The 26,943-nt window shown below is 46.7% G+C and carries 25 protein-coding genes and 4 tRNA genes; 13 read left to right on the top strand and 16 right to left on the bottom strand.

Annotated features, from left to right (window positions below; all coding sequences use genetic code 11):
- The first annotated feature begins 116 nt into the window (after window positions 1–116).
- The 5 genes from SHD_RS03245 (at window position 117) to SHD_RS03225 (ending at window position 3,712) form a co-directional block, all read left to right on the top strand.
- Complete coding sequence (locus tag SHD_RS03245) at window positions 117–1,136, top strand: hypothetical protein (protein ID WP_023265825.1); 1,020 nt, start codon at window positions 117–119, stop codon at window positions 1,134–1,136.
- Between the two features lie 116 nt (window positions 1,137–1,252).
- Window positions 1,253–1,855 (top strand): DJ-1/PfpI family protein, encoded by a 603-nt coding sequence (locus tag SHD_RS03240; protein WP_023265824.1) that lies wholly within the window; start codon window positions 1,253–1,255, stop codon window positions 1,853–1,855.
- Window positions 1,856–1,890: 35 nt separating this feature from the next.
- Window positions 1,891–2,202, top strand: a complete 312-nt coding sequence (locus SHD_RS03235; RefSeq protein ID WP_023265823.1) for a hypothetical protein — start codon at window positions 1,891–1,893, stop codon at window positions 2,200–2,202.
- 218 nt (window positions 2,203–2,420) lie between these two features.
- Window positions 2,421–3,176: a sulfite exporter TauE/SafE family protein gene (locus tag SHD_RS03230; protein WP_023265822.1), complete on the top strand. Its 756-nt coding sequence runs from the start codon at window positions 2,421–2,423 to the stop codon at window positions 3,174–3,176.
- 101 nt (window positions 3,177–3,277) lie between these two features.
- Window positions 3,278–3,712 carry a GNAT family N-acetyltransferase gene (locus SHD_RS03225; RefSeq protein WP_039977362.1) on the top strand — a complete coding sequence of 145 codons (435 nt, stop codon included), beginning with the start codon at window positions 3,278–3,280 and terminating at the stop codon, window positions 3,710–3,712.
- A gap of 72 nt (window positions 3,713–3,784) precedes the next feature.
- Here SHD_RS03225 and SHD_RS03220 read toward each other — a convergent pair whose 3' ends face one another.
- The 4 genes from SHD_RS03220 to dapA form a co-directional block, all read right to left on the bottom strand.
- Window positions 3,785–6,880: an efflux RND transporter permease subunit gene (locus SHD_RS03220; RefSeq protein WP_023265820.1), complete on the bottom strand. Its 3,096-nt coding sequence runs from the start codon at window positions 6,878–6,880 to the stop codon at window positions 3,785–3,787.
- Complete coding sequence (locus SHD_RS03215) at window positions 6,877–7,959, bottom strand: efflux RND transporter periplasmic adaptor subunit (RefSeq protein ID WP_023265819.1); 1,083 nt, start codon at window positions 7,957–7,959, stop codon at window positions 6,877–6,879. Before SHD_RS03215 ends, SHD_RS03220 begins: the two co-directional genes overlap by 4 nt.
- A gap of 361 nt (window positions 7,960–8,320) precedes the next feature.
- Entirely contained in the window at window positions 8,321–9,418 is a 1,098-nt protein-coding gene (gene bamC, locus SHD_RS03210) for an outer membrane protein assembly factor BamC (RefSeq protein WP_023265818.1), read from the bottom strand.
- A 3-nt stretch (window positions 9,419–9,421) separates the two neighbouring features.
- A complete protein-coding gene (dapA, locus tag SHD_RS03205; protein ID WP_023265817.1) occupies window positions 9,422–10,306 on the bottom strand; it encodes a 4-hydroxy-tetrahydrodipicolinate synthase in 885 nt (294 codons plus the stop codon).
- A gap of 171 nt (window positions 10,307–10,477) precedes the next feature.
- On the opposite strand from dapA, the gene SHD_RS03200 reads away from it, so the two are divergent.
- Complete coding sequence (locus tag SHD_RS03200; protein WP_023265816.1) at window positions 10,478–11,029, top strand: glycine cleavage system transcriptional repressor; 552 nt, start codon at window positions 10,478–10,480, stop codon at window positions 11,027–11,029.
- 3 nt (window positions 11,030–11,032) lie between these two features.
- Complete coding sequence (bcp, locus tag SHD_RS03195) at window positions 11,033–11,506, top strand: thioredoxin-dependent thiol peroxidase (protein WP_023265815.1); 474 nt, start codon at window positions 11,033–11,035, stop codon at window positions 11,504–11,506.
- A gap of 234 nt (window positions 11,507–11,740) precedes the next feature.
- Here the strand turns inward: bcp and SHD_RS03190 are convergent, their stop codons facing one another.
- The 3 genes from SHD_RS03190 to SHD_RS22010 all read right to left on the bottom strand — a co-directional run bounded on the left by SHD_RS03190 (window position 11,741) and on the right by SHD_RS22010 (window position 15,555).
- A complete protein-coding gene (locus SHD_RS03190; RefSeq protein WP_023265814.1) occupies window positions 11,741–12,694 on the bottom strand; it encodes an adenosylmethionine decarboxylase in 954 nt (317 codons plus the stop codon).
- A gap of 333 nt (window positions 12,695–13,027) precedes the next feature.
- Window positions 13,028–14,941, bottom strand: coding sequence for a biosynthetic arginine decarboxylase (gene speA / locus SHD_RS03185; protein WP_023265813.1), 1,914 nt, complete (start codon window positions 14,939–14,941; stop codon window positions 13,028–13,030).
- Between the two features lie 461 nt (window positions 14,942–15,402).
- On the bottom strand, window positions 15,403–15,555 hold the full coding sequence (locus SHD_RS22010; protein WP_011071981.1) for a hypothetical protein: 153 nt from the start codon (window positions 15,553–15,555) through the stop codon (window positions 15,403–15,405).
- 476 nt (window positions 15,556–16,031) lie between these two features.
- Here SHD_RS22010 and SHD_RS03175 point away from each other — a divergent pair, with 476 nt between their 5' ends.
- The 5 genes from SHD_RS03175 to SHD_RS03155 all read left to right on the top strand — a co-directional run bounded on the left by SHD_RS03175 (window position 16,032) and on the right by SHD_RS03155 (window position 20,167).
- Window positions 16,032–16,871: a CvfB family protein gene (locus SHD_RS03175; protein ID WP_023265812.1), complete on the top strand. Its 840-nt coding sequence runs from the start codon at window positions 16,032–16,034 to the stop codon at window positions 16,869–16,871.
- Window positions 16,872–17,037: 166 nt separating this feature from the next.
- Entirely contained in the window at window positions 17,038–17,694 is a 657-nt protein-coding gene (locus SHD_RS03170) for a YceH family protein (RefSeq protein WP_023265811.1), read from the top strand.
- 87 nt (window positions 17,695–17,781) lie between these two features.
- Window positions 17,782–18,612: an ABC transporter permease subunit gene (locus tag SHD_RS03165; protein WP_023265810.1), complete on the top strand. Its 831-nt coding sequence runs from the start codon at window positions 17,782–17,784 to the stop codon at window positions 18,610–18,612.
- Window positions 18,609–19,517, top strand: coding sequence for an ABC transporter ATP-binding protein (locus SHD_RS03160; protein ID WP_023265809.1), 909 nt, complete (start codon window positions 18,609–18,611; stop codon window positions 19,515–19,517). The genes SHD_RS03165 and SHD_RS03160 overlap by 4 nt, the downstream gene beginning before the upstream one ends.
- Window positions 19,518–19,891: 374 nt before the next feature.
- Complete coding sequence (locus SHD_RS03155; protein WP_023265808.1) at window positions 19,892–20,167, top strand: HU family DNA-binding protein; 276 nt, start codon at window positions 19,892–19,894, stop codon at window positions 20,165–20,167.
- Between the two features lie 336 nt (window positions 20,168–20,503).
- Here SHD_RS03155 and SHD_RS03150 read toward each other — a convergent pair whose 3' ends face one another.
- Window positions 20,504–21,220 (bottom strand): isochorismatase family protein, encoded by a 717-nt coding sequence (locus SHD_RS03150; protein WP_023265807.1) that lies wholly within the window; start codon window positions 21,218–21,220, stop codon window positions 20,504–20,506.
- A 188-nt stretch (window positions 21,221–21,408) separates the two neighbouring features.
- On the opposite strand from SHD_RS03150, the gene SHD_RS03145 reads away from it, so the two are divergent.
- Complete coding sequence (locus SHD_RS03145; protein ID WP_023265806.1) at window positions 21,409–22,350, top strand: LysR substrate-binding domain-containing protein; 942 nt, start codon at window positions 21,409–21,411, stop codon at window positions 22,348–22,350.
- Between the two features lie 174 nt (window positions 22,351–22,524).
- On the opposite strand, the gene SHD_RS03140 is transcribed toward SHD_RS03145, so the two are convergent.
- The 8 genes from SHD_RS03140 to SHD_RS22235 all read right to left on the bottom strand — a co-directional run.
- Window positions 22,525–22,611 (bottom strand) — tRNA-Leu (locus SHD_RS03140).
- Between the two features lie 127 nt (window positions 22,612–22,738).
- Window positions 22,739–22,825: transfer RNA gene (locus SHD_RS03135), tRNA-Leu, on the bottom strand.
- A 49-nt stretch (window positions 22,826–22,874) separates the two neighbouring features.
- Window positions 22,875–22,948: transfer RNA gene (locus tag SHD_RS03130), tRNA-Cys, on the bottom strand.
- 20 nt (window positions 22,949–22,968) lie between these two features.
- Window positions 22,969–23,044: transfer RNA gene (locus SHD_RS03125), tRNA-Gly, on the bottom strand.
- Between the two features lie 210 nt (window positions 23,045–23,254).
- Window positions 23,255–23,803, bottom strand: a complete 549-nt coding sequence (gene pgsA, locus SHD_RS03120; RefSeq protein ID WP_011625896.1) for a CDP-diacylglycerol--glycerol-3-phosphate 3-phosphatidyltransferase — start codon at window positions 23,801–23,803, stop codon at window positions 23,255–23,257.
- 47 nt (window positions 23,804–23,850) lie between these two features.
- A complete protein-coding gene (uvrC, locus tag SHD_RS03115; RefSeq protein WP_023265805.1) occupies window positions 23,851–25,680 on the bottom strand; it encodes an excinuclease ABC subunit UvrC in 1,830 nt (609 codons plus the stop codon).
- 109 nt (window positions 25,681–25,789) lie between these two features.
- Window positions 25,790–26,434 carry a UvrY/SirA/GacA family response regulator transcription factor gene (uvrY, locus tag SHD_RS03110; protein WP_011622328.1) on the bottom strand — a complete coding sequence of 215 codons (645 nt, stop codon included), beginning with the start codon at window positions 26,432–26,434 and terminating at the stop codon, window positions 25,790–25,792.
- A gap of 317 nt (window positions 26,435–26,751) precedes the next feature.
- A partial coding sequence (locus tag SHD_RS22235; RefSeq protein WP_235056929.1) for a hypothetical protein occupies window positions 26,752–26,943 on the bottom strand: 192 nt, incomplete at its 5' end.

The following is a 26,943-nucleotide window of genomic DNA, read 5'->3' as shown; positions in this document are numbered from 1 at the left end:
ACATTCACCCCTGCTTTACAAATCGTTTGAATAGATGGCCTATCCAGTCGTTTTCCTTCACAGTTAGCCACCTTGTATGCAGTTGCGGTAAACTCGCCGCAGCCAAAATAATAAGGATGCTCAAGTTGTTAGCTAAATATCTCAATAAACGCAGCCGCAGTCGTAAGCATATGCGCGATTATGCTCAAGATGTATTTCCCCGCAATCAACATCTACTAACCGATTATATCAATAGCGGGAAGGCTGATAGTTTTGAAAGAGTAAAGCAATACCGTGAATTCGATAAGGATTTTCGTCAATGGCAATTATTTCGGGCTGAGTTTGGTGTACCCAAACGCCATTGGGGTTATCTGGCCCAGCTTACCTATATCGAATCCGGTATACTTGAAGCTAAGCCATTGATGTGCTCACTAGCATATGGTTATTTTGATACTGCGATTGACTACTATCGTTTTTACCGCGAGATTGAAACAAAAGGTGAGATTGCTAATGCCATGTGGGCAACAGAACGAGCATTTCAGCTTGTGATTATGTTGTTAGCAGGACTAAAAGCTGAAGCGGATGAGTTATATAATGCGAACGCCACCGCCTGGCGCGCTGGCTGGATAATTCGTTCCCACGGGTTTATCGGTGATTTTTTGGTGTTGTTATATGGGCGATATTTGGGTGTTATTGAGCCGCCTTTTACTAGTGAAGTGCAAGTGACATTGCGAAAAACGGCTCCTTTCCCCTATGCGCCCTTTTTAGATAACTGGGACACACAGGATATCGAATTCATCAGCACTATGTTGCAAACCCTGTGTGACCATCAGGTAGAGCAAGCAGTTATCGGCGATAAAAAGTGCTTTTTTGAGTTTGATAGTGGGCCACACGCATATTTACCATTGACTGCGTTAATGCTTCTAAAACTGCGATCCCTTAAGGGGTTACCTAACCCGCAATTCAGTCATCCCGCATTTGGCGATATAACAGCGTTGTTTGAGCAAGTCTCCACAGCCTTTAGCGACTATGTCGCAGCAGAGAAGATCCTGCAGATTGAAGATGCGGCCGATGAAGTGTTAACCCAGACATTAACCAGAATGCAAAGCCAAGATTTTAATGTCCATGCTATTTTTGCCAAGCGGCATCCATCGTAAGTGCTAGTTAAGATGTTGATTAACCATGCATTACAATAACCCATATTGATAACCCAGACTTAAGGCTGAGCCTATTCAAGCCTTAAGTCATCCCAATGCAAACAAGAGGACAAAGGATGTACCAGATTGCGATTGTGATATTTGATGAATTTACCGATATCGATTTCTTTTTAATGCGCGATATTCTCGGCCGCACAACAACCGATTGGACAGTCAAAGTGCTAGGCACCAAACCTAGCCACAGGTCGAGTTTGGGGATGACGGTAGAAACCGATGGTCATGTCGCGCAAGTCGCCGATGCTGACGTGGTGTTATTCAGCAGCGGCTACAAAGGCGTACCTGCCGCACTTGCGGATCCTGAGTTTATGTCGGCCCTTAAATTAGATCCCGCACAGCAATTGCTTGGCAGTATTTGTGCGGGCTCATTCTTTTTTGCCAAGTTAGGCTTACTCGACAATATCTCGGCAACGACTCACCCCGATGCCAAACCCGCATTGGTAGCAATGGGTGTGGAGGTGGAAGACTCTGCTCTGGTGGTCAATGGCAATATTGCCACCGCGGGAGGTTGTCTGTCCTCACTCTATTTAACGGGTTGGGTTGCGGAGCGCTTATTTGACAGTGCGAAGCGCCGCGAAATTCATCGGCAACTGATCCCCGCAGGCCAAGCCGATGTGTTTGACGCTTTAATCGAATCCTCGATTGCCTCAGCCATTCGCTAATATGGTGTGCAATCCTCTGGATAAAGGGCGCAATTATGATACTCAAGGCATTACTCAATCAGTTAAAAATCGAGCACAAGATCACCAGCGCAGCCGAACTTGCGGCGCTATTGTCGCAAGATGAAGCGCTACTTCAGCAGATCAAACAGGCGGATGCGCAGTATTGGGTCAACTTTAGCAAGCAGACATTTGATGGTTGGTACTGCGTCGCTACGCCATCGAATGCCAGTTACCATGTGTACTATCAAGAACGTGGGCAACATTGCTGGGGAGAAGAAGTATTTAGCGATCAATACTTGGCGATAGCTACGGTGATTTTTGAGTCAGGACTGTTTCACGCTGAATAAAGGCATCATAAGTCTGAATAACTTTCGATGAGTTAGGCTGAGCACTTAGTGCCAAGACTTTCTAGCTAAACCGATTCAGACCCCATAACAAAGCCATCAATCTGCTGGCACTTAGCAATATTGATGGCTTTTCATCTAAGTAACTTACTGTTAAGGTGATGTTTTTATAAGCAATTAACGTTCTCGTTCAACAGGTCAATGGCAGCGGAGCATTCACTATGGATTGGTTACTGATCGCCCTCGCAGGTTTACTCGGCGGCATGTTAAATGCGGTGGCGGGCGGCGGCAGCTTTATTACCTTATTTGCCCTTGTGTTTGTGGGCGTACCACCACTGATGGCCAATGCTACGGGTACGGCGGCCCTGCTCCCTGGCTACCTTGCCAGTGCATGGCGTTTTCGAAAAGAGATTGAATATCCTGCAAATCTTAGCTTAAAAACCCTCTGCCTGATTGCGATAGCTGGCGGATGCCTAGGCGCGGCGATACTGCTAAGCACCAGCGAGCAAGTATTTGCTTATCTTGTCCCTTGGTTGATTTTGCTGGCCACACTCGCCTTTATCGCCGGACCTTGGTTACTGAAAAAACGTTTAGCGAATGCCAACCTCCCCCGAGTGAATACCGTCAAGCCACTGACGGCAATGATGATTCTCTTCATCGTCTGTATTTACGGCGGTTATTTTAACGGGGGATTAGGGATTATTTTACTCGCCACCTTTGGGTTACTCGGCCAAACCCAATTACATGGGATGAACGGGCTTAAAAATTTACTCTCCGCCCTACTCACCACCATTGCCGTGGTGATTTACGCCCTAGGTAATCTGATTGATGGACAATATCTGTTACTGCTTGCCATCATGGCGATTATTGGCGGCTATCTCGGCGCCGCGCTGGCTTATCGCATTCCCCAATCCCTGTTGCGGGGTTTTATAGTGCTTGTCGGTTTCGCCATGAGTGTGGGATTTTTTATGCGTTAACCCCTTTGCGTTAGCCTAAGATATGCCAACCTCAAGAGTCATGTATTGGCAGACTACCTGCTTAATAGAAATCTAGATACTGGACAAAATAAGGAAGTATGATGGGCGCCATTTCGATTAGACAAGCACAAATAGCCGACCTTAATGCCATAACTAGCTTACTGTTACAGCTGGGTTACAATGCCACCGAGCCGCAGTTACAGCAGTATCTCGATGCTCCTAAAAGATCGGATGAAATCTATCTCGCAGAGTCAGAGGGAGTTGTGGCTGGGTTGATAAGTTTGATCTTTTTTGATTATTTTCCCTCGCAGCAGCAAATCTGCCGCATTACTGCTTTAGTGGTGACTGAGGCCAGTCGAGGCTTAGGTGTGGGGACGCAACTGATTGACTTTGCCAAAGACAGAGCAAGTAAGCGAGGTTGTTGCCAGCTTGAGGTCACCACCTCTATGCGCCGCGAGAAAACCCAAGCCTACTACGAGTCCATTGGCTTTGAGAAAACCTCCTTTCGCTATATTCAAGCTATCGAAGGTAAATGAATAGAGTTAACCAAATAAAATAGGCGCTTAAGTGTACTCAAGCGCCTATTTGGGCTAAGCGTTAGCGTGGGATTAATCCTGCGCCAACTCCTTTTCTAATTGCTGGGCAATGGCTTCTGGCGAGCCGCTGTTACGGGCAAAGAGACCGTAAGCAGTTGGGATCACATAAATGGTAAACAGCGTCGCTAGCATAATGCCCGCAAGCACCACCACACCAATCACAAAGCGGGTTTCTGCACCTGCACCCGTTGCCAATACCAGAGGGACTGCGCCTGCGGCAGTGGTAATCCCCGTCATCAGGATTGGGCGTAAACGCTGACAAGAGGCTTGAATAATGGCGCGATCGAAATCGACGCCCTTATCCCGCAACTGGTTGGCAAATTCGACGATCAGAATACCGTTTTTCGCCGCCAAACCGACCAACATAATAATCCCAATCTGGCTGTAGATATTAAGACTCTGGCCCGTAAACCACAGCCCAATTAAGGCGCCAACCGTGGCCAGCGGAACCGTCAGCATGATCACCATAGGGTGAATATAGCTTTCAAACTGCGCTGCTAATACCAGGAACACAATCCCCAGCGCCAGCAGGAACACAAAGTACATTGAGCTGCCAGACTCTTGATAATCAAGGGATTGTCCCTTATAGCTGATCACCGCTTCCGCTGGAAGATAAGCACGCGCCACTTGATTGAGGTAATCCAGCGCTTCACCTAGGCTATAACCATCCGCCAAGCTGGCTTCGATAGTGATCGCCCGCATACGGTTGTAACGATTAAGGGAACTGGCATCGGCAAACTCTTCTACCGTGACTAAGTTTGACAATGGAATCAGCTCCTTCGTCCGTTCGGAGCGAACATAGATATTTTGCAGATCGGCCGCAGTATTTTGGTTACTGCGCTCCCCTTCCACAATCACATCGTACTCTTCACCATCACGCATAAAGGTGGTGACTAAACGCGAACCCAACATAGACTCTAAAGTACGGCCGATATGGGAAATCGATACCCCAAGGCTGGCCGCCCTGTCCCTGTCAATCACCACTCTAAGCTGCGGTTTAGTCTCTTTATAGTCGTGGTCAAGGCCAAGCAGTTTAGGATTTTCCGCCGCCTTTTCCATCATAATGTCGCGCCATTGCGCCAATTCTTCGTAGCTTGGGCCACCAATCACAAACTGCACTGGCTTACCCACGCCGCGGCCAAAGGCTTGACGCATCACAGGGAAGGCCTGCACACCGGCTAAATCGGCGAGGCGCTTGTTAATATCGCCTATCACTTGTTTCATCGGGCGACGTTGTCCCCAATCTTCGAGCACGATAATCGCCATCCCGTTAGAGAAGTCAGCGGCGCGGCCAAAGCCACGGGGCGCACGGATCAGCAAGCGTTTAATGTCGCCCGAGTCTACCAAGGGCATTAAACGGTTTTCCACTTCGTTCATGTAGGATTCGATATATTCGTAACTCGCGCCCTGCGGACCGTTTATCATCAAAAATAACGAACCCCGGTCTTCCTGCGGTGCAAATTCCTGCGGCACTTTTTGGGCCAGTAGCACACTGCTACCAAGGGCAATCAACACAATAACCGACATCAGCACAGGTTTTGTCATCGCTTTTTCAAGGGAGCTTTGATAGCTGTGGGAAATGCCCGTCATAATGCTATCGACCTTACGCACTAACCACGAATCCTGCGACGCCGGTTTAAGCAGCTTAGAGCACATCATCGGGCTTAAGGTTAAAGCCACGATACTGGAGAAGATCACCGCCGCGCTCATTGCTACCGCAAACTCTTTGAAGAGCTTACCTAAGTCCCCTTCGAGGAAAGTGATCGGCATAAATACCGCCACGAGCACTAAGGTGGTGGCGATAACCGCAAAGGCCACCTCACGGGCGCCCAAGAATGCCGCCTTTAAGGGTGAATCGCCTTCTTCGATACGGCGGTGAATGTTCTCCAGCATCACAATCGCATCGTCGACCACCATACCTATGGCGAGGATCATCGCCAGCAGCGTCAACAGGTTGATTGTGTATCCTAGCGCATAGAGCACGATAAACGTTCCGAGCAAAGACACGGGCACAGTAATCGCGGGGATTAACATAGCGCGCACGCTGCCAAGGAACAGATAAATCACGATAATCACCAGCACCATGGCGGTGAACAGGGTTTGGTACACCTCTTTAATCGAGGCTTCGATAAACACTGAGCTATCGTAGCTGCGCTTAATCGACATGCCTGCAGGCAAGGTAGGATTGATTTTATCGACTAAAGCGTTAACGGCGCGGGCCACTTCTAAGGTGTTGGCGGTCGACTGTTTAGAGACCCCAAGACCAATCATGGCCTCCTTGTTACCGCGGAACATGATGCGCTCTTCTTCTGAGCCAATTTCCACCTTAGCCACATCGCCAAGTTTGACTAGATAGCCATCTTCACCTTGGGAAATCACCAAATTGGCAAAGTCCTCGGCGGTGCGATAACTACGCTCTAAACGCACGGTAAAGTGACGTTCCTTAGACTCAAGCGAACCTGCGGGCAACTCAACGTTTTCAGCCCTTAACGCAGCTTCAACATCGGCCACAGTAAGGCTTCGGGATGCTAAGGCTTGTCTGTCGAGCCACACGCGCATGGCGTAGACCTTGCCACCACCGATACGGATCATCGACACCCCGTCCACTACAGATAGACGGTCGGATAAATAGCGACGGGTGTAATCGGTCAGCTCTAATGTGGTCATTTGATCCGACACTAAGTTGAGCCACATAATCACTTCATCGCCACCGTTGGCCTTTTGCACCTCTGGGGGATCGGCTTCTTCGGGTAAGTTATCTAACAGGCCTGAAATTCTATCGCGCACATCGTTGGCCGCATCTTCAATGTTGCGGCTGATATCAAACTCTAAGGTCACCTGCGAGCGACCATCACTGCTCGATGAACTCACATGGCGAATACCTTCGACGCCGCTGATCCTATCTTCAATCAGCTGGGTGATACGACTCTCGACCACGGCCGCACTGGCGCCGCGATAGTTGGTTTCAATCGAGACAATTGGCGGATCGATGTTAGGGTATTCCCGCAGCGGTAATTTACCGAATGCCACTAAACCAAAGGCCACCAGCAATAAACTAATGACCGAGGCAAATACCGGCCGTTTAACGGAAAGATCTGTCAGGATCATACGCTTGGCTCCGTATTAGCATCGGAAAGATAGCTAAACTTTTCAGCCAATTGAGTCTTCACCACATCACCAGGGTGTACCTTTAGAAGGCCGCGGATCACCACGTTTTCACCAATCTCTAAACCACCGAGGATTTCAACCCAGCCGCGGGTACGAATACCAATAGTGACTTGCTTACGCTCAATCACATTGTCTTTATTGACGCTGTAAACAAAGTGCTCTTTTTGGATCGGGATAATCGCCGACTCAGGTAGCATCAAGGCTTCGCGGCTGCGTTTGATGAGTTTCACCTTCATCAGCATGCCGGGCAGTAAACGTAAATCAGGATTTGGGATTTCGGCGCGAACAATCACAGCACGAGTGGTTGGGTTTACACGGCTATCGATAGAAATCACTTTGCCGTTAAAAATTTCATCGGGGAATGCCACGGCTTTAGCTTCGACTTGCTTGCCTGGCTGCAGGTCTTGAATAAAGCGCTCAGGCACCGAAAAGTCTAATTTAATCTTAGAGATATCATCGAGTGTGGTGATCTCCGTCCCCGGAGTCACTAAACTACCCACACTCACTTGGCGCAGGCCTAAACGACCATTAAAAGGCGCCACTATGCTGCGATCATTCAGGGAAGATTGCGCCTGCTCTAACTCGGCGCGGGCGGTATCGATTAAGGTTTGCAGGCGGTCACGCTCTAGCTCCGCCACAGTGCGACTGGTCACCAGAGAGCTGATCCGCGCTAATTCGCGCTGGTTATCGCTCACCTTCACCTGCGCCACTTTCACTTTGGCAATTTGCTCGGCATTTTGCAGTTGCACCAATAAATCACCCTTCTTGACGATATCGCCATCATCAAACTTGAGCGAAGTAACCACATCGGTGACTTTAGGCGTGATAGTCACAGACTCAAAGGCCTTGTTGGTGCCTATGGCTTCGACTTCGTCACGCACTGGGGCCATGGCGGCCGTCGCGATGACCACATTAGGGGTGAGCTTAACTTTTGCTTGCTGCGTCTCTTGGGGTTGCATACTTTGGTATCCAAACCAGCCCGCAGCTAAAATGGCGATGATAATTATGATTTTTTTCATCTGGCTTCCAAATGATGATGACTCGCATTAGTGACGGCTAGTTTACCCACTCGCATCATTGCATCAATACGTTTTACTTTTTCTTACAAATTACGGCAAATGCGCAAATTGTGTAATAAATAGCAATTTGAGTCAGAAAGGGGGAACAGGATTAATAACACAGTAGGATACTTGGTGTATTTAGTGAATTACTTCAAAAAAAATCAAAATTCAAATCAGTTTATCTAAAACCATGCTGTAAATATTGATATATGCCAGAAATATCCTGAAACACCATTCTGTATAAATAACGCCCAGCGGTGCTCAAATGGCAGACACAAAAAGGGGCGATAAATCGCCCCTTTAGTGACTTAGCGCTGCATTAGCGCAGTTTGCGCTCTTCTTTCATCAGATCTGACAGTGACTTATACACGTTAGTTACGACATCATTCGACAACGGTTGATCTTCACCATCGCGCAGCAGGATTTTGGTTTCCTCTGGGCTATCACCGTCTTCGAGTAATAAACGGTAACTGCCTTCCTTCAAGGACAATTGATTGTCGTTCCACAACGAACTCCAGAAACCAGAGTTGTCGGTAAACTTGATGAAGTACAGGCCCTTAGCGCTATCCATATCGGCTATTTCAAAGCCCATTTCTGGCAGCACGATACGTAGACGATCCCATACTTGCTTGTAAGGCGCTTTAGCTGACCAATAAGCGGCACCTTCTTCAGGCGTCACTAAATCCACATTGATCCCTAAGGTCTGCTTCAAACGGTTAGCTTGAATGGCTTGCTCACGTTTAACGCTCATGTAGGCAATGGCGCTATTTAGCATATCAATGGTGTAGCGCTGCTTATCTTCACCACTGAGTAAAACATCCTGCTCTTTACCATCATAAAACTCTTGGTGTTCAACCAAGTGGATAACGATGTTTGCAGTACGACCGTGTGGACGAGTTTCTACATCGAAGCGATAGCGCTGACGCAGTAGATACTCTTTATCTGAACCCCAGAGACTGGACTCTAAAACTTCACGGTTTTCAATCCAATCGGTTTCGATACTACCTTTATCGAAATCACGACTACGGATAGGAATCGCTTGTTTTGCAAAGAAACCGTCTAAGTTAGTGAAGATCTCTTGCTTAAGATCGACACTATTATCAATCGATTCAACCACGATCTTGATATTATCACTGCCCTCTTCCACATGAGTGCCTTCTGCCATTGGCAGCACTTGCAGTGGTGGACGGATATCGAGGTTTTTACCAATAAGTGCAGGATTTGCCTTAGGACCTAAGGCTGGCACTTCAAATTCCTTATTGTATGGCGGCGTTTTTAATCCCTCAGGGATTTTTAGCATTGGCGCTTGCTCAGCCTGCACATAGTCTTCACCACCGTTAGCTTGGCGACGCTCTAATGGCGTACTACAAGCTGCAACAGCAGCAACTAGAAACAGCGGGGTGACTTTCTTTAACATTAATTATTTAACCTCTATCTGGGCACGAGTCATTGCATCTAACAACAGACCATGACATTGCTCAGAAAGTTCAGTCAAAGGTAAACGAATATGGCCACACTCAATCAGTCCCATACGGTGGGCTGCCCACTTCACAGGGATTGGGTTAGCTTCACAAAACAGTGTGCTGTACAGACCACGCAGCGGCTCATCAATACTCGCTGCTAATTCGGCATTGCCAACCAGTGCTGCATCACACATGGCTTTAAAGGCTTTTGGCACTATGTTGTTGGCAACCGAAATCACGCCATTACCGCCAAGGAGTAAAAACTCTCTCGCCGTGGCGTCATCGCCGCTGTACAACATAAAGTCATTACCACAAAGCTCACGTAGGCGCTTAACGCGAGATACATCGCCCGTGGCTTCTTTAACGCCAATAATATTGCTTACACTCACCAATTCAGCCACGGTTTCGGGCTTCATATCAACGGCGGTGCGTCCGGGAACGTTATACAGAATTTGGGGAATATCAGTGCTCGCTGCCACCGCTTTGTAGTGTGCAACTAAGCCCTTTGGCGTTGGCTTATTGTAGTAAGGAGTCACACCGAGCATGGCGGCAACCCCTACTTTAGATAAAGACTTAGTGAGTTCGATGGCTTCTGCAGTGGCATTTGCACCATTACCACCAATCACAGGAATACGACCAGCAGCAAACTTAACGGTTTGCGCGACCACAGTAACGTGCTCATTCATTGGCAGAGTCGCTGACTCGCCAGTAGTGCCCACGGCGACGATAGCGTCTGTGCCTTGGTCAATATGGAATTCGACTAACCTTTCAAGACTTGCAAAATCTACTGAGCCATCACTGTTCATTGGCGTGATTAAGGCTACGATGCTTCCGTTTATCATCTGACTTCCCCAAAATTTCAGGATTCGCTATGGTACTGATGCCAACCATTAATGACAAGCATTAACGGGGGTCTCAAATTGAATTAGTTATGGTAGCATTACATCCCGCACAAAAACTCGGCACTAACCCTGAGTTTTCGCTCTATGATATCGAAAAAGTGAGGACAATTCATGACCAATTTCCTGGTCGTAACCGCAATGGGCGTAGACCGTCCTGGACTCGTAAGTAAACTAGCTCGGCTTGCCAGCGACTGTGACTGCGATATCGTCGACAGCCGTATGGCATTATTTGGTAACGAATTTACCTTAATCATGATGTTGTCAGGTTCGTGGGCATCCATAACGAAAATTGAAAGCTTGCTCCCGAGTCTTAGTGTTGAATTAGAACTGATGACAGTGATGAAGCGCACCTCTAAACATACGCCGCAAAATTACCTTTCACGCCTCGAAGTACGCTTTACTGGTAAGGATCAACGCGGCACTATGAAGCGCATTACCCAGTTCCTTGCCGACCGTTCCTTAGACTTGGCAGCAGTCCGCTCCTTCTCGGAAGAACTCGACAACGGCGAGCAAACGCAGACGATTTCGTTGACCATCAATATTCCTGAAAAAGTTGAACTAGAAAAGCTCGAAAAGAGTATCTATCAACTCTCCGAGGAGATGGCACTGGATTGCACCATTCGACGCATGGAAGGCACGACCTCAAGAAACGACAGAGGATAATTGATGAATACATTAACTGCTGGCGCCAAAGCGCCGCTATTTACCCTTCAAGATCAACAGGGTAATGCTGTTTCCCTACAAGAATGCTTAACGCGTGGCCCGGTTTTAGTCTACTTTTACCCTAAAGCTTCAACCCCAGGCTGCACAGTACAAGCCTGCGGTTTACGCGACAGCAAAGCCGAACTCGACAGCCACAAAGTGACTGTGCTTGGCATTAGCCCAGATCCTGTAGCTAAACTAGCCAAGTTTGTTGAAAAACAGTCACTTAACTTTACCCTACTCAGCGATGAAGACCACAGCGTGGCCGATGCCTTTGGCGTGTGGGGCGAGAAGAAGTTTATGGGCAAAATCTATGATGGTATCCATAGATTAAGTTTCCTCATTAATACCGACGGCACCATTGCCCATGTGTTTGATAAGTTTAAAACCAGCGATCATCACCAAGTGGTGCTGGCACAAATTGCAGCGCAGCAATAACAGTAAATACTAAGCAAGGCATTTACTGAATGATGGTCAATGCATAACTAACGGCTCGGTTTGAACTTTTCAGGTTCAATTGTACAAAAAAATCGCACTCAAACATTAAATGGCCCGAAATTAGGGCCATTTTTCATGAAAAATTTTCAACTTGTGGCGAAAACATCCACTTATCATCCAGCGACTTTCGCTGTCGATTGTTCCATTGAACAACCAGCTCAATTCGGAAAAAGATTATAGGAAGACAGGCTGTAATGCTTCAGTTTGAGGCTGTTGATAGTGATTAAAGTCAATCTGGCAGCCTTGATCAGTCACAATTGAACCATGTGCTAAACATAAATGTTCAGGAAAACCAGCAGTGATAAGCGGCTGGTTAAAACGGATCAGATCCCAACTTGAGGGCATAAATAGCTTAATCATTTGGGCAACTAGGGGATAGGGATAAACAGTCAAATCCAGATTCGTCTCAAAGCTGACGTAGGAGCTATCCCCCTGCCCCGTCGATGGCGTGATATGTAAGGTAATATAGTCAGCTCCACGTATCCCATTCAACGAAAATCCCGTAGGCTGGAAACAGTGCATATCAAATTGAAAGTCAGGGAAGAGTTGCTGCAATCCTAAGCGTTGATAAATCCCCTGCTCGGTTTGTGTGGGCAACTTGAGGTAATCAGCCAGCTCGCCACGGATGTGATACATCATGAGTTCTAAGCAGGTCTCGGTTGAGAGCATAGCTTGGTTGTCTATACAAAACAGATTGTCGGTACAAAACAAATAGTGATGATGTGAGTCTAAATGGCCCACTCGAAAGGCTTTTCCGGGGATCAAAGTCCGCAATTGAGCGATATCGTCCACAAAACTCGTGCTTTGAAGCTGGGCTTGGTATTCATTCTTGCGCTGATAACAGAGCGCGGCAATATGCTCTACACCAACAGCGTTAATAAAATGGCAGGCGGCATCCACTAAGGTGCTATTACCGCAGGTGAGCAGCAAAATTTTATCATCCCAGACAAACAGACTGGATTCACTCAACAGATAGGCATCACAGGCAGGATTACGGATTGTGGACAGGATTTCCGCATTGGCACAGGCCACCAAAGTAGACCAAAAACCGCACTCTTGTTGGCGTAGTGATACCATATTCGGGGTGAGTCTGATCTCAAGCTTTTTTTCCGCGCCTTCAAAAAACATCAAGCCGTTCGCCTCATCTTATCCCTCTGTTTGGGCATCTATTGGTATAGCAGTCATTCACCGTTCACTGGCAACACTTATTTAAGCGAGCGAACTCATTTTGAGACTGGTAACCCATCAATTTCGCGCGGCTATTTTTACACGACTAGCGCCGCAATAAAACCACCGAGCTAGCTTTTACAAGGTGCCAGCCTTGCTGGCGCACTCACCTTTACAACTCGCCAGCAAAAAGCAACACACTCACCTTGGCAACGCACTAGCAAAAATAATAGGCTATAAAAAACAAAAGTCAGCCTAAGTGTCCCTAGGCCGACTTTTTTAACACACTCAGTATTAAGAAAAATCTTCTAAATAAGTGTAACCTTTTAGGCCCACTTGCAGTTCTTCTAAAATCTGGGCGCGTTCTTCTTCGGCAATGTGCTGATTCACTAACTCTTCGTAAGTACGCATAAAGTCAACGGCATCTAAGTTAACATAGCGCAGTACGTCAGCAACCGTATCACCTGCAAGGACCGACTCAATATTGGTCACCCCGTTTTCTTCAATGCTGACGACAGCAGAGTTGGTATCACCAAACAGGTTATGCATATCACCTAAGATCTCTTGATAAGCCCCGACCATAAAGAAGCCGATCAAGTAAGGACTTTCAGCGCTCCAAGCTGGCACAGGTAGCGTGGTTTCAATCCCTTGACCGTCTACGTATTGGTCAACAATACCGTCAGAGTCACAGGTGATGTCCAGCATCACGGCGCGGCGCTCTGGCGCCTTGTCTAAACCAGACAGTGGCAGCACAGGGAACACCTGATCGATACCCCAAGCATCCGGTAACGATTGGAATAATGAGAAGTTTACGAAGAACTTATCGGCTAACTTTTCATTTAACTCATCGATAATCGGTCTGTGGTAACGGTTTTTGGTGCTTAACAAACCTTGCACTTCGTGGCATACACGCAGGTTAGCCTGCTCAGCCCAGGCACGTTCTGCCAAGCTTAATTGACCCAAGGCAAACAGCGATTGCGCTTCTTGCAGGTCACTTTGGCTATCGTGGTAAATCTCAATCAAAGCGCGTTGATCGGCGCGGCCGCTGATCTCGGTCCAAGATTGCCACATGTTGTGCAGCAGCTGTGGTGACTCTTCCGCAGGCGGCTGGATTTCTTCTACCTGATAGGCTTCAGTACCAATCACATCGGTGATCAACACAGCGTGGTGCGCCGTTAAGTGACGGCCAGATTCTGAAATAATACGTGGCATAGGTTGCTCGTATTCATTACAGATATCGGTAAGCACGTTGACGATGTTGTTCGCGTATTCGCTTAAGCCATAGTTCATTGAGTTGTTACTTTGGCTACGGGTACCGTCGTAATCCACCGCTAAACCACCGCCGACGTCGAAGCAGTTAATGCTGGCGCCTAACTCACGTAATTCACAGTAAAAACGCGCCGCTTCGCTCACACCTTGACGAATATCGCGGATGTTGGCGATTTGCGAGCCTAAGTGGAAGTGCAGTAACTGCAGAGAATCTAACATATCCTCTTGTTTTAACTGATCAACCACGGTCAGAATTTGCGCTGCTGATAAACCGAATTTCGATTTTTCGCCGCCGCTGGCTTGCCACTTGCCTTTACCTTGGAAGGCAAGGCGAGCACGTAGACCTAAGCGAGGTTTCACTCCTAAACGCTTAGACTCGGCTAACACCATCTTCAGCTCAGATAGTTTTTCTAAAACGATGTAGACCTTATGGCCTAACTTTTCACCAATTAAGGCTAAACGAATGTATTCGTTATCTTTGTAACCGTTACATACGATCACTGAACTGGCTTTTTGCGCCATGGCCAATACGGCCATTAATTCTGGCTTACTGCCTGCCTCTAGGCCTAATTGTGGAACTTCTTTTGATGCTTGGCTCGCAAGGATCTCTTCCACCACAGTTTTTTGTTGGTTTACTTTAATGGGGTAAACCAGCAAATAGTCCGCCTGATACTCATATTTTTGTATCGCTTGGTCGAATGCTTGGCACAAACTGTTCACTCTGTGGTGCAGAATTTGCGGGAAACGAACTAATACAGGTAAAGCGACCCCTGCTTTAACCATGTCTTTTGCTAGCTCATTTAAGCCAATCTTGTGATCAGGATTCTTAGGATCCGGCGACACTGTCACCTCACCTTGGTCGCTGATCCCATAAAACCCTTGGCTCCAGTGGGTAACGTTGTACCCAGCACGAGCAGCATCAATAGACCAATCATTCATTTTTATTTAGCCCGTCTATAAAAAAATGGGTTAAACGGCCACTGCATTCTTGCACGACCGCCCGTTCGACAAACCCAGGTAATCATACGGTTACCTGACATACAATTAGGATGTTTTCACCCTGTTTAATGCAGCAAAATCCCCCCAGCAGAGGTGACATTGATGCGTTTTTCCTTAACGCAGCCGGGGTAGACCCCAGATTCTGATTACTTTGGCGATGGTAGGAGATGGAATTTATATTCCCCTTTATCGCCTTGGTTTCTCACCAATGGCATTAACCTTAGCGCGCTTTGAGGTCAAAAAACACTCAAAACCCTTATATTAGGCGTCGCATCACCGCTCAAGACCCCAAATATCCAAAGAGGGTTTCAAGCATGTCGACAACTATAGGTAACACTAAAGGAACAACATTACATATTAAGTGGCTAAGCAAACGCTTACGCACTTAATAACAGGCAAGATTATTGTAACAGGGGACTGTTGGCTTCTTCGCGGCCAGAATTGATACGGATTAACGTGAGATGTTTAAGGCTAGTATCGTCATAGGGCACAACGATTGAGCGCTGGCATTGAGATGCTTTTAGGCAAAGAGCAAAAAATGGATGCTTGTGCATTAGCTAAACAATTCCTCTTAACCCCATGTAACCATTATAAATTGTACGTTACACGGTGAATGACCTGTGAACCATAAAATCATTACAACTCACGTAATATTTGTCATGTCTGTAACGAGCGAAGTCGTTAAACGGCGCAATTAAACCGCGCAATGTCACAGAATGCAAGCAAGAATCTCATTTAATATTTTTCATTAAAATATAATAAACACCGCATTAACAGGCTGGCCAGCAAAAAGCAGAGTTATATATTTAAAATCAATAAATTAAATATCATCCACACTCTAAGTGCGTTCAATATTTTTTAATAGCCAATCAAGATAATTCGATAACATTTGCACACATCAGCAATATTATTTTATCGCAGCGCGACTGTTCATTTACGACTATCAACGTAAAAGCCTATCTGGAAGCTGCCGTTTACAGATAAAGCGGTTATAATCACCGCCGAATGACATCCTTAGATAGAGAGTTCCATGGTACAGATAGGAAAAACCTGCAAACTTGAGGTGGTAAAACAAGTCAGCTTCGGTGTGTATTTAAATGCCCACGAATTTGGCCAAGTGTTACTGCCCAACAAAGCCACCCCAAAAGATTGCCAAGTCGGTGACTGGCTGGAGGTATTTTTATATCTGGACTCTGAAGATATCGTCATTGCCACAACTCGTAAGCCTTTAGCGCAAGTAGGAGAATTTGCCTACTTAAAAGCCGTGGCAACGGGTCCTTACGGGGCATTTTTAGACTGGGGATTAGATAAAGATCTACTGCTGCCCTTTGGCGAGCAGCATAAACCCATCGAAGAAGGCCGCTCTTACCTCGTCTACGTGCATGTTAACCGCGCGGATGAACGTATTGTTGCCTCATCTAAAATCGATAAGTTCCTCGATAAAACCCCAGCTCAGTACGAAGTGGGTCAACAGGTTGACTTATATATTGGTGGCACCACAGATTTAGGCTACAAAGCCATTATTAACCATGCCCATTGGGGCGTGATTTACCAAAATGAAGTGTTCCAAAAGCTGCGTTTTGGCCAAAGAGTTAAAGGCTTTATCAAACAAGTGCGCCGCGATGGCAAAATCGATCTGGTCTTGCAGCAAGGCAGTAAGCAAGAGCTCGATAAGCACGCACACATTATCTTAGTAAAACTCAAGCAAGCGGGTGGTTTCTTACCACTGACCGATAAAACCGATGCCGAAGTGATTTACGAGCAACTCGGCATGAGTAAAAAAGCCTTCAAGAAGAGCATCGGCGGCCTGTTTAAAGCGGGCAAATTAAGTATCGACGATGATGGCTTACGCCTGACGGAAGCAGACTGATTAGGCAGAATAGTCAACCGAATACGAGACTTAGCACTCTCTTGCCCCCATGTTCGTGCTTTATTTGTACAAATAGTTTGCCTTAAACCTCAGTTTACCGACAAGCGCTAGGATATTAAGCATGGCTCTGTTATAACAAAGCCATGCTTTTTTCTTTGGAGCTTATATGGAACTCACGTTACACGAAGCCAGAGTTATCGGTTGCCTACTTGAAAAAGAAGTCACCACCCCAGAGCAATACCCGCTTTCACTCAATGCCCTGACCCTCGCCTGTAATCAAAAAACCAGCCGCGATCCCGTATTGGACTTAAGCGAAGCGCAGGTTCAAGATGCCCTCGATTCATTGAATAAAAAGCGCTTAATCAGCGAGCAATCCGGCTTTGGTAGCCGAGTCGTCAAATATAAGCACAGATTCTGTAACACCGAATTTAGCGAGTTACAACTTTCCAGCGCGGCGGTAGCCATTGTCTGTTTGCTGCTACTTCGCGGCCCACAAACGCCGGGCGAATTGCGTACCCGCAGCAACAGGCTGCACGACTTTAAAGATGTGCTCGAAGTCGAAGCCTGCATTAAGCAATTGATGGAGCGAGATAAACCCGTGCTAGCTCAGCTACCACGGGAGCCGGGTAAGCGTGAATGTCGTTATACTGAGCTGTTTTCCCAAGGTGCTGAGCAAATTAGCGCCGCGTCATCCACCCATGCAGATGCACACCCGCTAAACGAACAGGATAGACAACAACTGGAAGCGAGAGTCACGCAGCTTGAAGAGCAAGTGGCTGAACTTAAAGATAAGTTAGACTCGCTTATCGCTTCTTTATCCTAACCGCGCTGCGGACGACTTTCGCGATTGATCATTCTTAATGATAACTAACGTGAGAGTTTGTCCGCTCACACACCAACGAGGCAGCGAATGACACAAAACGCTCCCAGTACATTCAACAACATGCTTTTGATCGCTGGCTTTGAATGTCGAAAATTTCTATTTAACCTTCGCGGGATTATCGCCCTGATCGCCTTTGCATTAGTGTGGGGCATGCTATTGCTTTACCCCATCCAAGGCGCTTCGACTTTATTGATGCAGCCCAATATTAAAGATCTGATCGACGGTCTCTTAGGCAACCAAGCACTCAATGTGCTGTTTGACTGGCCCGTGGCGGAAATGGCTATCTTCTGGTGTTTTGCGCTGTATCTTTTTCCGATGTTCAGTATTTTGATTGCCGCCGATCAGTTTTCCTCAGACAAAACCCGCGGCACATTGCGCTTCTATACCATAAGAACTAGCAAAGATAGCCTACTTTTTGGTCGCTTCTTAGGGCAAATCCTAATCCAAGGCCTACTGATTTTATTGACAATCCTTGCCACCATAGCACTAGCATTAACGCGCGATATTGGTTTGTTATTACCCGCATTAACGTCGGGCGCCTTGGTCGGCGTCAACCTAGTTATCGTGATTTTACCCTTTACCGCGGTCATGACCCTATTGTCCCTCTATGCCAACACGGCTAGACAGGCCATGGTGCTCGCCACCATCTTGTGGACTGTCGTCTCGATTGCACTGCTGATTTTGGGTAATCAATCCAGCTTATTTGAAGGGTTACAATGGATATTGCCGGGCGCTCAACTGTCGAACATGGTCAACACCAATGGACTCAATAGCTTTGTCTACGCGCCTATTCCCCTATTACAAACCGCATTCGCCCTTTTCCTTGGCCGCGTTTATATCCAAAGGAGTCAACTATGATCCTCATTCAATGCCAAGGACTGTCCAAACACTATGGCAGCAAAAAAGCGCTCAATAACGTTAACTTAACCCTCGAATCAGGAGCGCCTATCGCCTTGGTTGGCCCTAACGGTGCAGGTAAAACCACACTGTTTAGCCTGCTCTGCGGTTACCTCACCCCAAGCGCGGGCACAGTGCGTATTCTAGGAGAAGCGCCCAATAGTCCAGCATTATTAGGCCAAATTGCCGCCCTGCCACAGGATGCAACGCTCGATCCCAATTTAACCATTATCAGCCAGTTAAGCTTCTTTGCGCGTCTTCAAGGAATGGATAGCAAACAGGCAAATCAAGAAGCCCTGCGGGTGCTCAATTTAGTGGACTTAGCCGAGGTGGCGCAGCAAAAGCCACCGAGCCTAAGCCATGGGATGAGTAAACGAGTGGCGATTGCCCAAGCCTTAATCGGCTCACCCAAGCTGGTATTACTCGACGAGCCCACCGCAGGACTCGATCCGGCCAATGCTAAGAAAATCCGTGAACTCGTCAGAACGCTCTCGCCCAGCACCACCTTTGTGATCAGCTCGCATAACTTGGACGAGCTCGAAAAGCTCTGTGACCAAGTACTGTATCTAGATAAAGGTGAGTTGGGCCAATCCATTTCGATGCGCTCATCCAATAGCGGCAGTGATTATCTCACCCTCACCATGGAAAGCTGCGACAGTGAAGCGCTGATCCAAGCCGTAGGTCAAATAGCTGGTGTGGTGAATATCACCTCAAAACAAGCCCATGTATTCGTTATCCAATTAGATGACACGGCAAATCGCCATTACGAATTTGAAACCGCCCTGCTCACCCTATTTAAGCAGCAGCATTGGCAATATAAGATGCTGCTGAAAGGACGCACATTGGAAGAAACGTTATTTTCTTAAGCCCGCGATAAGTCCAGCCATAATTCCACCGCTTAAACCAACTCTTACAGCGCCCGCAAGGGCGCTCAGTAAACACAGTGTTGTTTATACACAGCGAAAGCAAAGCCATTTGCTTACACCCTATCAAAGGTGGAACAGTCGTAACTATCAGTGTTAAAACGCTTGATCCTCTAACGTCCACTTTAGCGCTAAACACCACTTAGCCCATAACGCTACTTATATGAGGCGTATTTCCGTTTAAAAGAAAAGGTGAGTTACCACCACTAACCAATAAAGCAGCAGTTAAGCCGCTTTGCTAAACCTTGGCTTTAAATCTGATCCCGAGCTTGTTATAACTCCCCTTTCCTGCTCTTTCGCTGAATTCAGAGGTTTCAATGAACAAAGCACAACTTATCCAACGTATCGCCACTTCGCTTGAACAGTCCCAGGCCAGTACTAAACCTGTTGTCGAACAAATCCTGCAACAGATCCATATCGCCTTAAGCGAAGGTGAGAAAGTCTTCCTGCCACAATTTGGCACCTTTGAATTACGTTATCATTTACCTAAATCGGGTCGGAACCCACAAACTGGCGAGATGATGGAGATTGCAGGCTTTAACCAGCCAAGTTTTAAAGCAGCGACAGCGCTTAAACAAGCGTTAAATGAATAGGATATGAATTAAGCATCGTTAAACTAGGCCGCTTTTGTGGGTAAAGGTTAACAATTTAAGTTTGATGATTGGATTTGTTAGGCGCCAACTAAATCTACCATCCATTTTACATTTCGTACCTTTCCATGCGGCTACTGCCATAGACTCCATCAAGCTATGCGTTTATGGGCATTCTTATGCATATAAGTCATCGAGCTTTAGGCGGTAATATAACCGCCTAAACCGAGAAGTATTAAGATAACGAGTTAACCACTCTAGATCAGGACTCGATAATGGTTTAGCGAACCAGTGATAAGAAAAACTTACTTGTTCACTAAGGGCGTCTCATGTCTGCCATTACTTTTTACTCGGATTTTGCATCTGCCAAACTAATGTCGCGAAAGGCATATCAAGATCGCTGTATACCGCATGGGCTTTTGGATCGGCATTGCTACCTAACATTTCTACCGCGGCTGTAGCGTAATCGGTTACTGGCACGCCTGCACCTAATAGACGTTGTAGGCCTGCAGTACGTTTTGCTTGGTTAAAAGTGCCTGATGCATCTAGTACCACCCTACTATCATATCCTGCTGCCTTAGCTGAAAGTGCAGGGAAGCTTGCACATATTTCGAGTGAAACACCAGCAATAATCACCTGCTTTCTACCCGTCTTTTCAATGGCTTCTCGTACTTTGGGATCATCCCATGCGTTGATGACGGTACGTTCAATGACCTTCACATTCGGAAGAGCTTGAGTTAATTCCGGCATCGTTTGTCCCCACATACCATTGGGCATGGTAGCGGTAATAATGACTGGGACACCTAACGTGTGAGCGGCTTTAGCAAGAGAAACAACATTGTGTTTAAGTTCCCCTACCGTCGTATCTCTCACACCACTAATAAGACCGACTTGATGGTCTACTAAGAGCAAAACGGCATCATCCCGTGAAAGCATGTTCAGATAACTATTGGGTTGTTGTACCTTGAGCGGTGCTGTTTCGGCCATGCTATGCACTGCTAAAAATAAGCAACTAATACCAAGGAGGCTAGCGGCAAATAGAGAATGAAATTTCATGATGTACTCCTAATTATGTATATTGAAAGAAACAAACGTTTGCTTCAGTTTGACAAAATGACGATGGACAATAGGTCGTTTTACGGTGATGTTTAGTATAAATTAGTTTAAATATGTAACAATCCACTGTTAGATCCACTTATCGTTCCATCAATGAGACGATAGCCAGCCTCGAAATAGAGCCAATCATGATTCCATTAGCACTCGATTTAAATGATCTTTTCTTGTTCACCCAAGTGGTGCAGCAAAGAGGATTTACCGCAGCATCAACAGTGTTGGGAGTTCCTAAATCGCGGATATCAAGACGAATTAAACTGCTTGAGGAGCGATTAGGTGCGCGATTAATACAACGCACATCGCGCAAAATGAGCCTTACGGACGCAGGTGAAGTGCTTTACTTGCATTGTCAGGCAATGCTGGCGGAGGCACAGGCGGGAGAAGCGGCAGTGAGGGCACGGCAATCTGAACCCAGTGGCTTGGTACGGATTAGTGTGCCGACGGCGATTGCAGATGCAGTTTTGGCTAAGTTAGTTCCTGACTTTATTCGCCACTACCCGAAGGTGAAATTGTCATTACAGGCGAATAACCAACCAGTTGATCTCATTGAAGAAGGGATTGACGTTGCTCTACGTGGGGTTGGTTTTGAACAAGCCCCTTCGAGTCTTATTCAGGTAAATCTCTGCACTGTGCAATGGGGTTTACTGGCTTCACCGTCATGGTTTAAGTCAAAGCAGCTATTACAATACCCTGAACAGTTACAGGGGGATGATGTACTACTGTTTGAAGGTATCAAACATCATTCTGATATATTGCGCCTTAGGCATGTATCCGGTGTTATTCAAGATGTGAGGGTTAACCCTTTGCTGCGAAGTGATAATGTGCAAACCTTAAAATTGTCAGCACTTTCAGGTTTAGGTATTGCTTGTTTGCCCTTATATACCTGTTCGACAGAATTAACGGACAGCAAATTAATACATTTACTCCCTGAGTGGCGGCCGAAGGAAGGACGGTTAGTGATGCTTTACCCTGAACGTCGGGGGTTGTCTCCAGCTGTGAGGGCGTTAGTGGACTTTTTTAAGATGCGTTTGCCTGGGCTAATTCAGTACCAAGTAAAGCCTTCTATCGGATAATTCTTGGGGAAACAGTCGAAATCAATTGCAGCTTTAGTGAACTGATTAGATATTTAATGTAATGTGTATAAACTAAATCAGCCATTTTAAATTCACAACTAGACATAATCTCGGCTGAAAATGCAAAAAAGCACCGACGAATGTCGAGGCTTATTTACTATTCACTAAGAATAATGGTACCCGAGGCCAGACTTGAACTGGCACGCTGTTACCAGCGAGGGATTTTAAATCCCTTGTGTCTACCGATTCCACCACTCGGGCAAACTCTGAATATCGCAAGCACAGCTATTGATATTGTTTAACTCTTTACTTCGTTACTTATATTTCAAAAATATAAATAAAGAAGTTTAACGCTTCAGCTCTGTTTGAGCTTTCACCATTATAAAAATGGTACCCGAGGCCAGACTTGAACTGGCACGCTGTTACCAGCGAGGGATTTTAAATCCCTTGTGTCTACCGATTCCACCACTCGGGCAAACTCTTTATATTAACGACGGGAATCGTGTCATTAATATCTTATATTATGGAGGCGCGACCCGGAGTCGAACCGAGATCGACGGATTTGCAATCCGCAGCATAGCCATTCTGCCATCGCGCCATCTTTCCAATCATTTAGATTGGAGCGACATATCGGGTTCGAACCGATGACCTATACCTTGGCAAGGTATCGCTCTACCAACTGAGCTAATGTCGCATTTCGATTTCACACTCACTCAAAAAACAAGGCTTCGTATCCACCTTACTAACTGAGCTTATGTTGCATCTCGTAGAGTTAAGATTTTGTTTTCACTTCGTCTCTCGTCTACGGGGAGGCATTCTACCTATTTACAATGCAGTGTCAACCGCTGTTTTATCGATAACTTACTGCTTGCGCACTAAATAATCTCTTTGATCTTTTATTGTGCTATTCAGCCGTTAAATCTTTCCAAGCGGCTAAAATGTAGCTCATCATTGACCAGAAGGTTAGCACGGCAGCGATATATAACAGCACAAATGCCGCGGTGATCATGAGTGGGTTGTATTGCCAGATCAGACCAATAATCGCCACCATCTGCGCAGCAGTCTTATATTTGCCGATCCAAGAAACCGCAACCGTCCCGCGCTTACCTAATTCGGCCATCCACTCCCGCAAGGCTGAAATCACAATTTCGCGACCAATCATAAACAGTGCCGGCAGCGTTAACCAGATATCGGCATATTGCTCCACCAGCAACACCAGCGCGGTGATCACCATCAGTTTATCGGCAACGGGATCGAGAAACGCCCCAAAACGCGTGAGTTGCTTGAGTTTTCGGGCGGCATAGCCATCCAAGGCATCGGTAATGGCGGCAAGCCAAAACACAAATGCAGCAACGAAGGGAGTCCAACTGTACGGCAGATAAAAAAGCACCACGAAGATGGGCAGTAAAAAAAGCCTAAAAAGGGTTAATGCTATAGGTAAGTTAAACGGCATGATCAAACCAGTTAGTCAAAAGCAGCGCCAATCTTGCCTTAAATTTATCACCCTCGCAATGTATCATGAATGGTTTGTGCCATTTCTATGCTAATACCGGGTACTTTCGCTAACTCGGCCACACTCGCCCCCTTCACTTCCTGTAAACCACCAAGATGTTGCAATAGCGCCTTGCGCCGCTTAGGACCAATCCCAGGAATCGACTCGAGCGTCGAGGTGTTACGGGTTTTCTGGCGACGATTGCGATGGCCAGTAATAGCAAAGCGGTGGGACTCATCGCGAATATGTTGAATAAGGTGCAGCGCTGGCGAGTCATCTTCGAGGGAAAAGCTACTTTCAGTGTCGCCAAAGATTAAGGTTTCAAGCCCGGGTTTACGGCTCTCCCCCTTTGCCACCCCAATCAGTTGCGGCGCTTTATCTAAATTGACAAATTTCTCATCAACAATTTGCTGGGCGATACGTAGCTGGCCCAAGCCACCGTCGATAAATAAGATGTCAGGAATTTTGCCGCTGGCATCGATTTTATCAAATCGACGACTAATGGCTTGTTTCATCGCGGCATAATCATCGCCGGGCGTAATGCCTTCGATATTGTAGCGGCGGTATTCGGCTTTATGTGGCCCCTCGCGGTTAAACACCACGCAGGAGGCTACCGTGCTCTCCCCCATGGTATGGCTGATATCGAAACACTCCATCCGCTGGATTGGCGCATTGAGTTCGAGGATCTCCTCCAGCAAGACAAAACGCTGTTCAACGGTGTTTTTATGGGACAGACGCGTCATCACCGCATTGGTGGCATTGGTCAGCGCAAGGCGCAAAAAGCTTGCCCTATCGGCGCGCACATTGGTTTTGATGCTGAACTTTTTGTTTAACGCCTCAGAGACGGCCGCTTCTAACTCATGCAATTCTTCAAAGTGATGGCTTATCACCACTTCCTTAGGAATGGTGCGTTGAATATCGGCATTTAAATAAAACTGTAATAGGAAGGAACGTAAGACTTCTTCGATATCCGTTTGCGCAGGCACCGTTGGATAATAGCTGCGGCTACCAAAAATTTTACCTTCGCGGATAAATAGCAAGTGAAAACAGGCAATGCCCGAGGCGTAATGCACACCGATAACATCCATATCCCCAGTATTACCTGAGACTTCTTGCTGCTCGGCCACGCGGCGCAGCGCCATAATTTGATCGCGAAAACGCGCGGCTTGCTCATAGGCTTGCTGCTCGGCGGCCTCTTCCATCTTAGCCACGAGTTCACTGATGACTTGCTTGTCTTTCCCTTTTAAGAACAGACTCGCCAGTTTAACCTGCTCATCATACTCCGCATTACTGACCTTACCGACGCAAGGTGCACTGCAGCGGGATAACTGGTACTGCAGGCAGGGACGAGTGCGGGATTTATAATAGAGATCATCACACTGGCGGATAGGAAACAGCTTTTGCATCAAGTGCAAACTTTCACGCACCGCACCGCCATTAGGATAAGGCCCAAAGTAATAGCCCTTTTCCCGCTGCGGCCCACGATGGTAAGCAAGTCGTGGATGCTCGTGCTGACTCAATAAAATATAAGGGTATGATTTATCGTCCCGCAGTAACACATTGTATTTGGGCATGTACTGCTTGATATAGTCATTTTCAAGCAGCAGCGCATCGGTCTCACTGTGGGTCAGTGTCACATCGATATGATGAATATGCGACACCAGCGCCTGGGTTTTCACATTGCCAAGGTTTTTACGGAAATAGGAGGATAAGCGCTTCTTAAGATCTTTGGCTTTACCCACATAGATGACGTCACCTTTGACGTCATACATGCGATAAACCCCAGCAGAGGATGAAACCGTGCGTAAAAAACTCTGGGCGTTAAAACCTGTCGACATCGTTATACACCCACTCTTTGACTCACGGTCTTCAACACAACTTGATATATCGTCTTCACACTCACAACTAACACTTAATTCATGTTAGAAACATTGACACAAACGGCCATTAGAAATGGCCAGCGTCTAACATTTTATAGCGGATCGCTAAACGAGTCAGCTCCACATCACCACTGATCCCTAGTTTGGCAAACAAGCGGTAACGATAACTGTTAACGGTTTTTGGGCTTAAGTTGAGCTGCTCAGAAATATCATTGACCTTTTCACCATTGGTGATCATCAACATAATTTGCAGCTCACGCTCGGACAAGGCTTTAAACGGATTCTCATCGGCGGGATTGAATTGGCTCAATGCCATTTGTTGGGCAATTTCTGGAGATAAATAACGCTGACCACGGGAAACCTGACGTATCGCTTGCAGTACTTCGGGAGGTGTCGCCCCTTTGGTTAAATAACCGGACGCGCCCGCCTGCATCACTTTGCTGGGGAAAGGATCTTCAGTATGCACAGTTAACACAATAATCTTGGCATGGGGCTGATAACGTAAAATTTTACGCGTGGCTTCAAGCCCCCCCATCCCAGGCATATTCATGTCCATTAAGATGACATCGGCTTCATTTTGTCTCGCCCACTGTACCGCGGTTTCGCCATCTGGCGCTTCTCCCACGACTTTGATCCCACGTTCATCTTCTAAGATGCGGCGGATCCCAGTTCTTACAAGCTCATGGTCGTCAACTAAATATATCGATATCAACTTTTATCCACCTTTAACCAATGTCGACTTACACAGTGTAGTCAAATCAGAATACCGCAACCGGAATATAGGTTATCAGGGTAATTTAGCCCAACAATGGCATTTCGCAAAGCATAAAATGAATATTGTTAACTAGATGATATTTAAAGGAACAACGGACTCATTAACCCAGTTTAAATTCTGCGCTTAGGGCGCTGCTGGTTTCGGTATTCACGGCAAATGGCGAAGAGTGTGCTCAACGCCGCAAGTTTTAAACACAATAGAATGGAAGGCCAAAATGCAAAGAGCCGCGAATTGTTTAGCAGTCTTGTATAACATTAGATGGAGAAGCAGCGCTTAGCATGAGGAACCCGAGGGTTCAAATGCCAAAAACAAAAAAGGCACCATTGCTGATGGTTTATCTGTGGAATATTGCGGAGGGGCTGTGCTTCGAATAAGGAACCCTGGGATTCAAATTCCGCAAACAAAAAAGCCATCATTGCTGATGGCTTTTCCGTAGAATATGGCGG

It is taken from the genome of Shewanella decolorationis S12, from assembly GCF_000485795.1.
In the GTDB taxonomy this organism is placed as follows: Bacteria; Pseudomonadota; Gammaproteobacteria; order Enterobacterales; family Shewanellaceae; genus Shewanella; species Shewanella decolorationis.
Note: the sequence above shows the minus strand (reverse complement) of the source record. Positions and strands in the feature narration are given on the sequence as shown.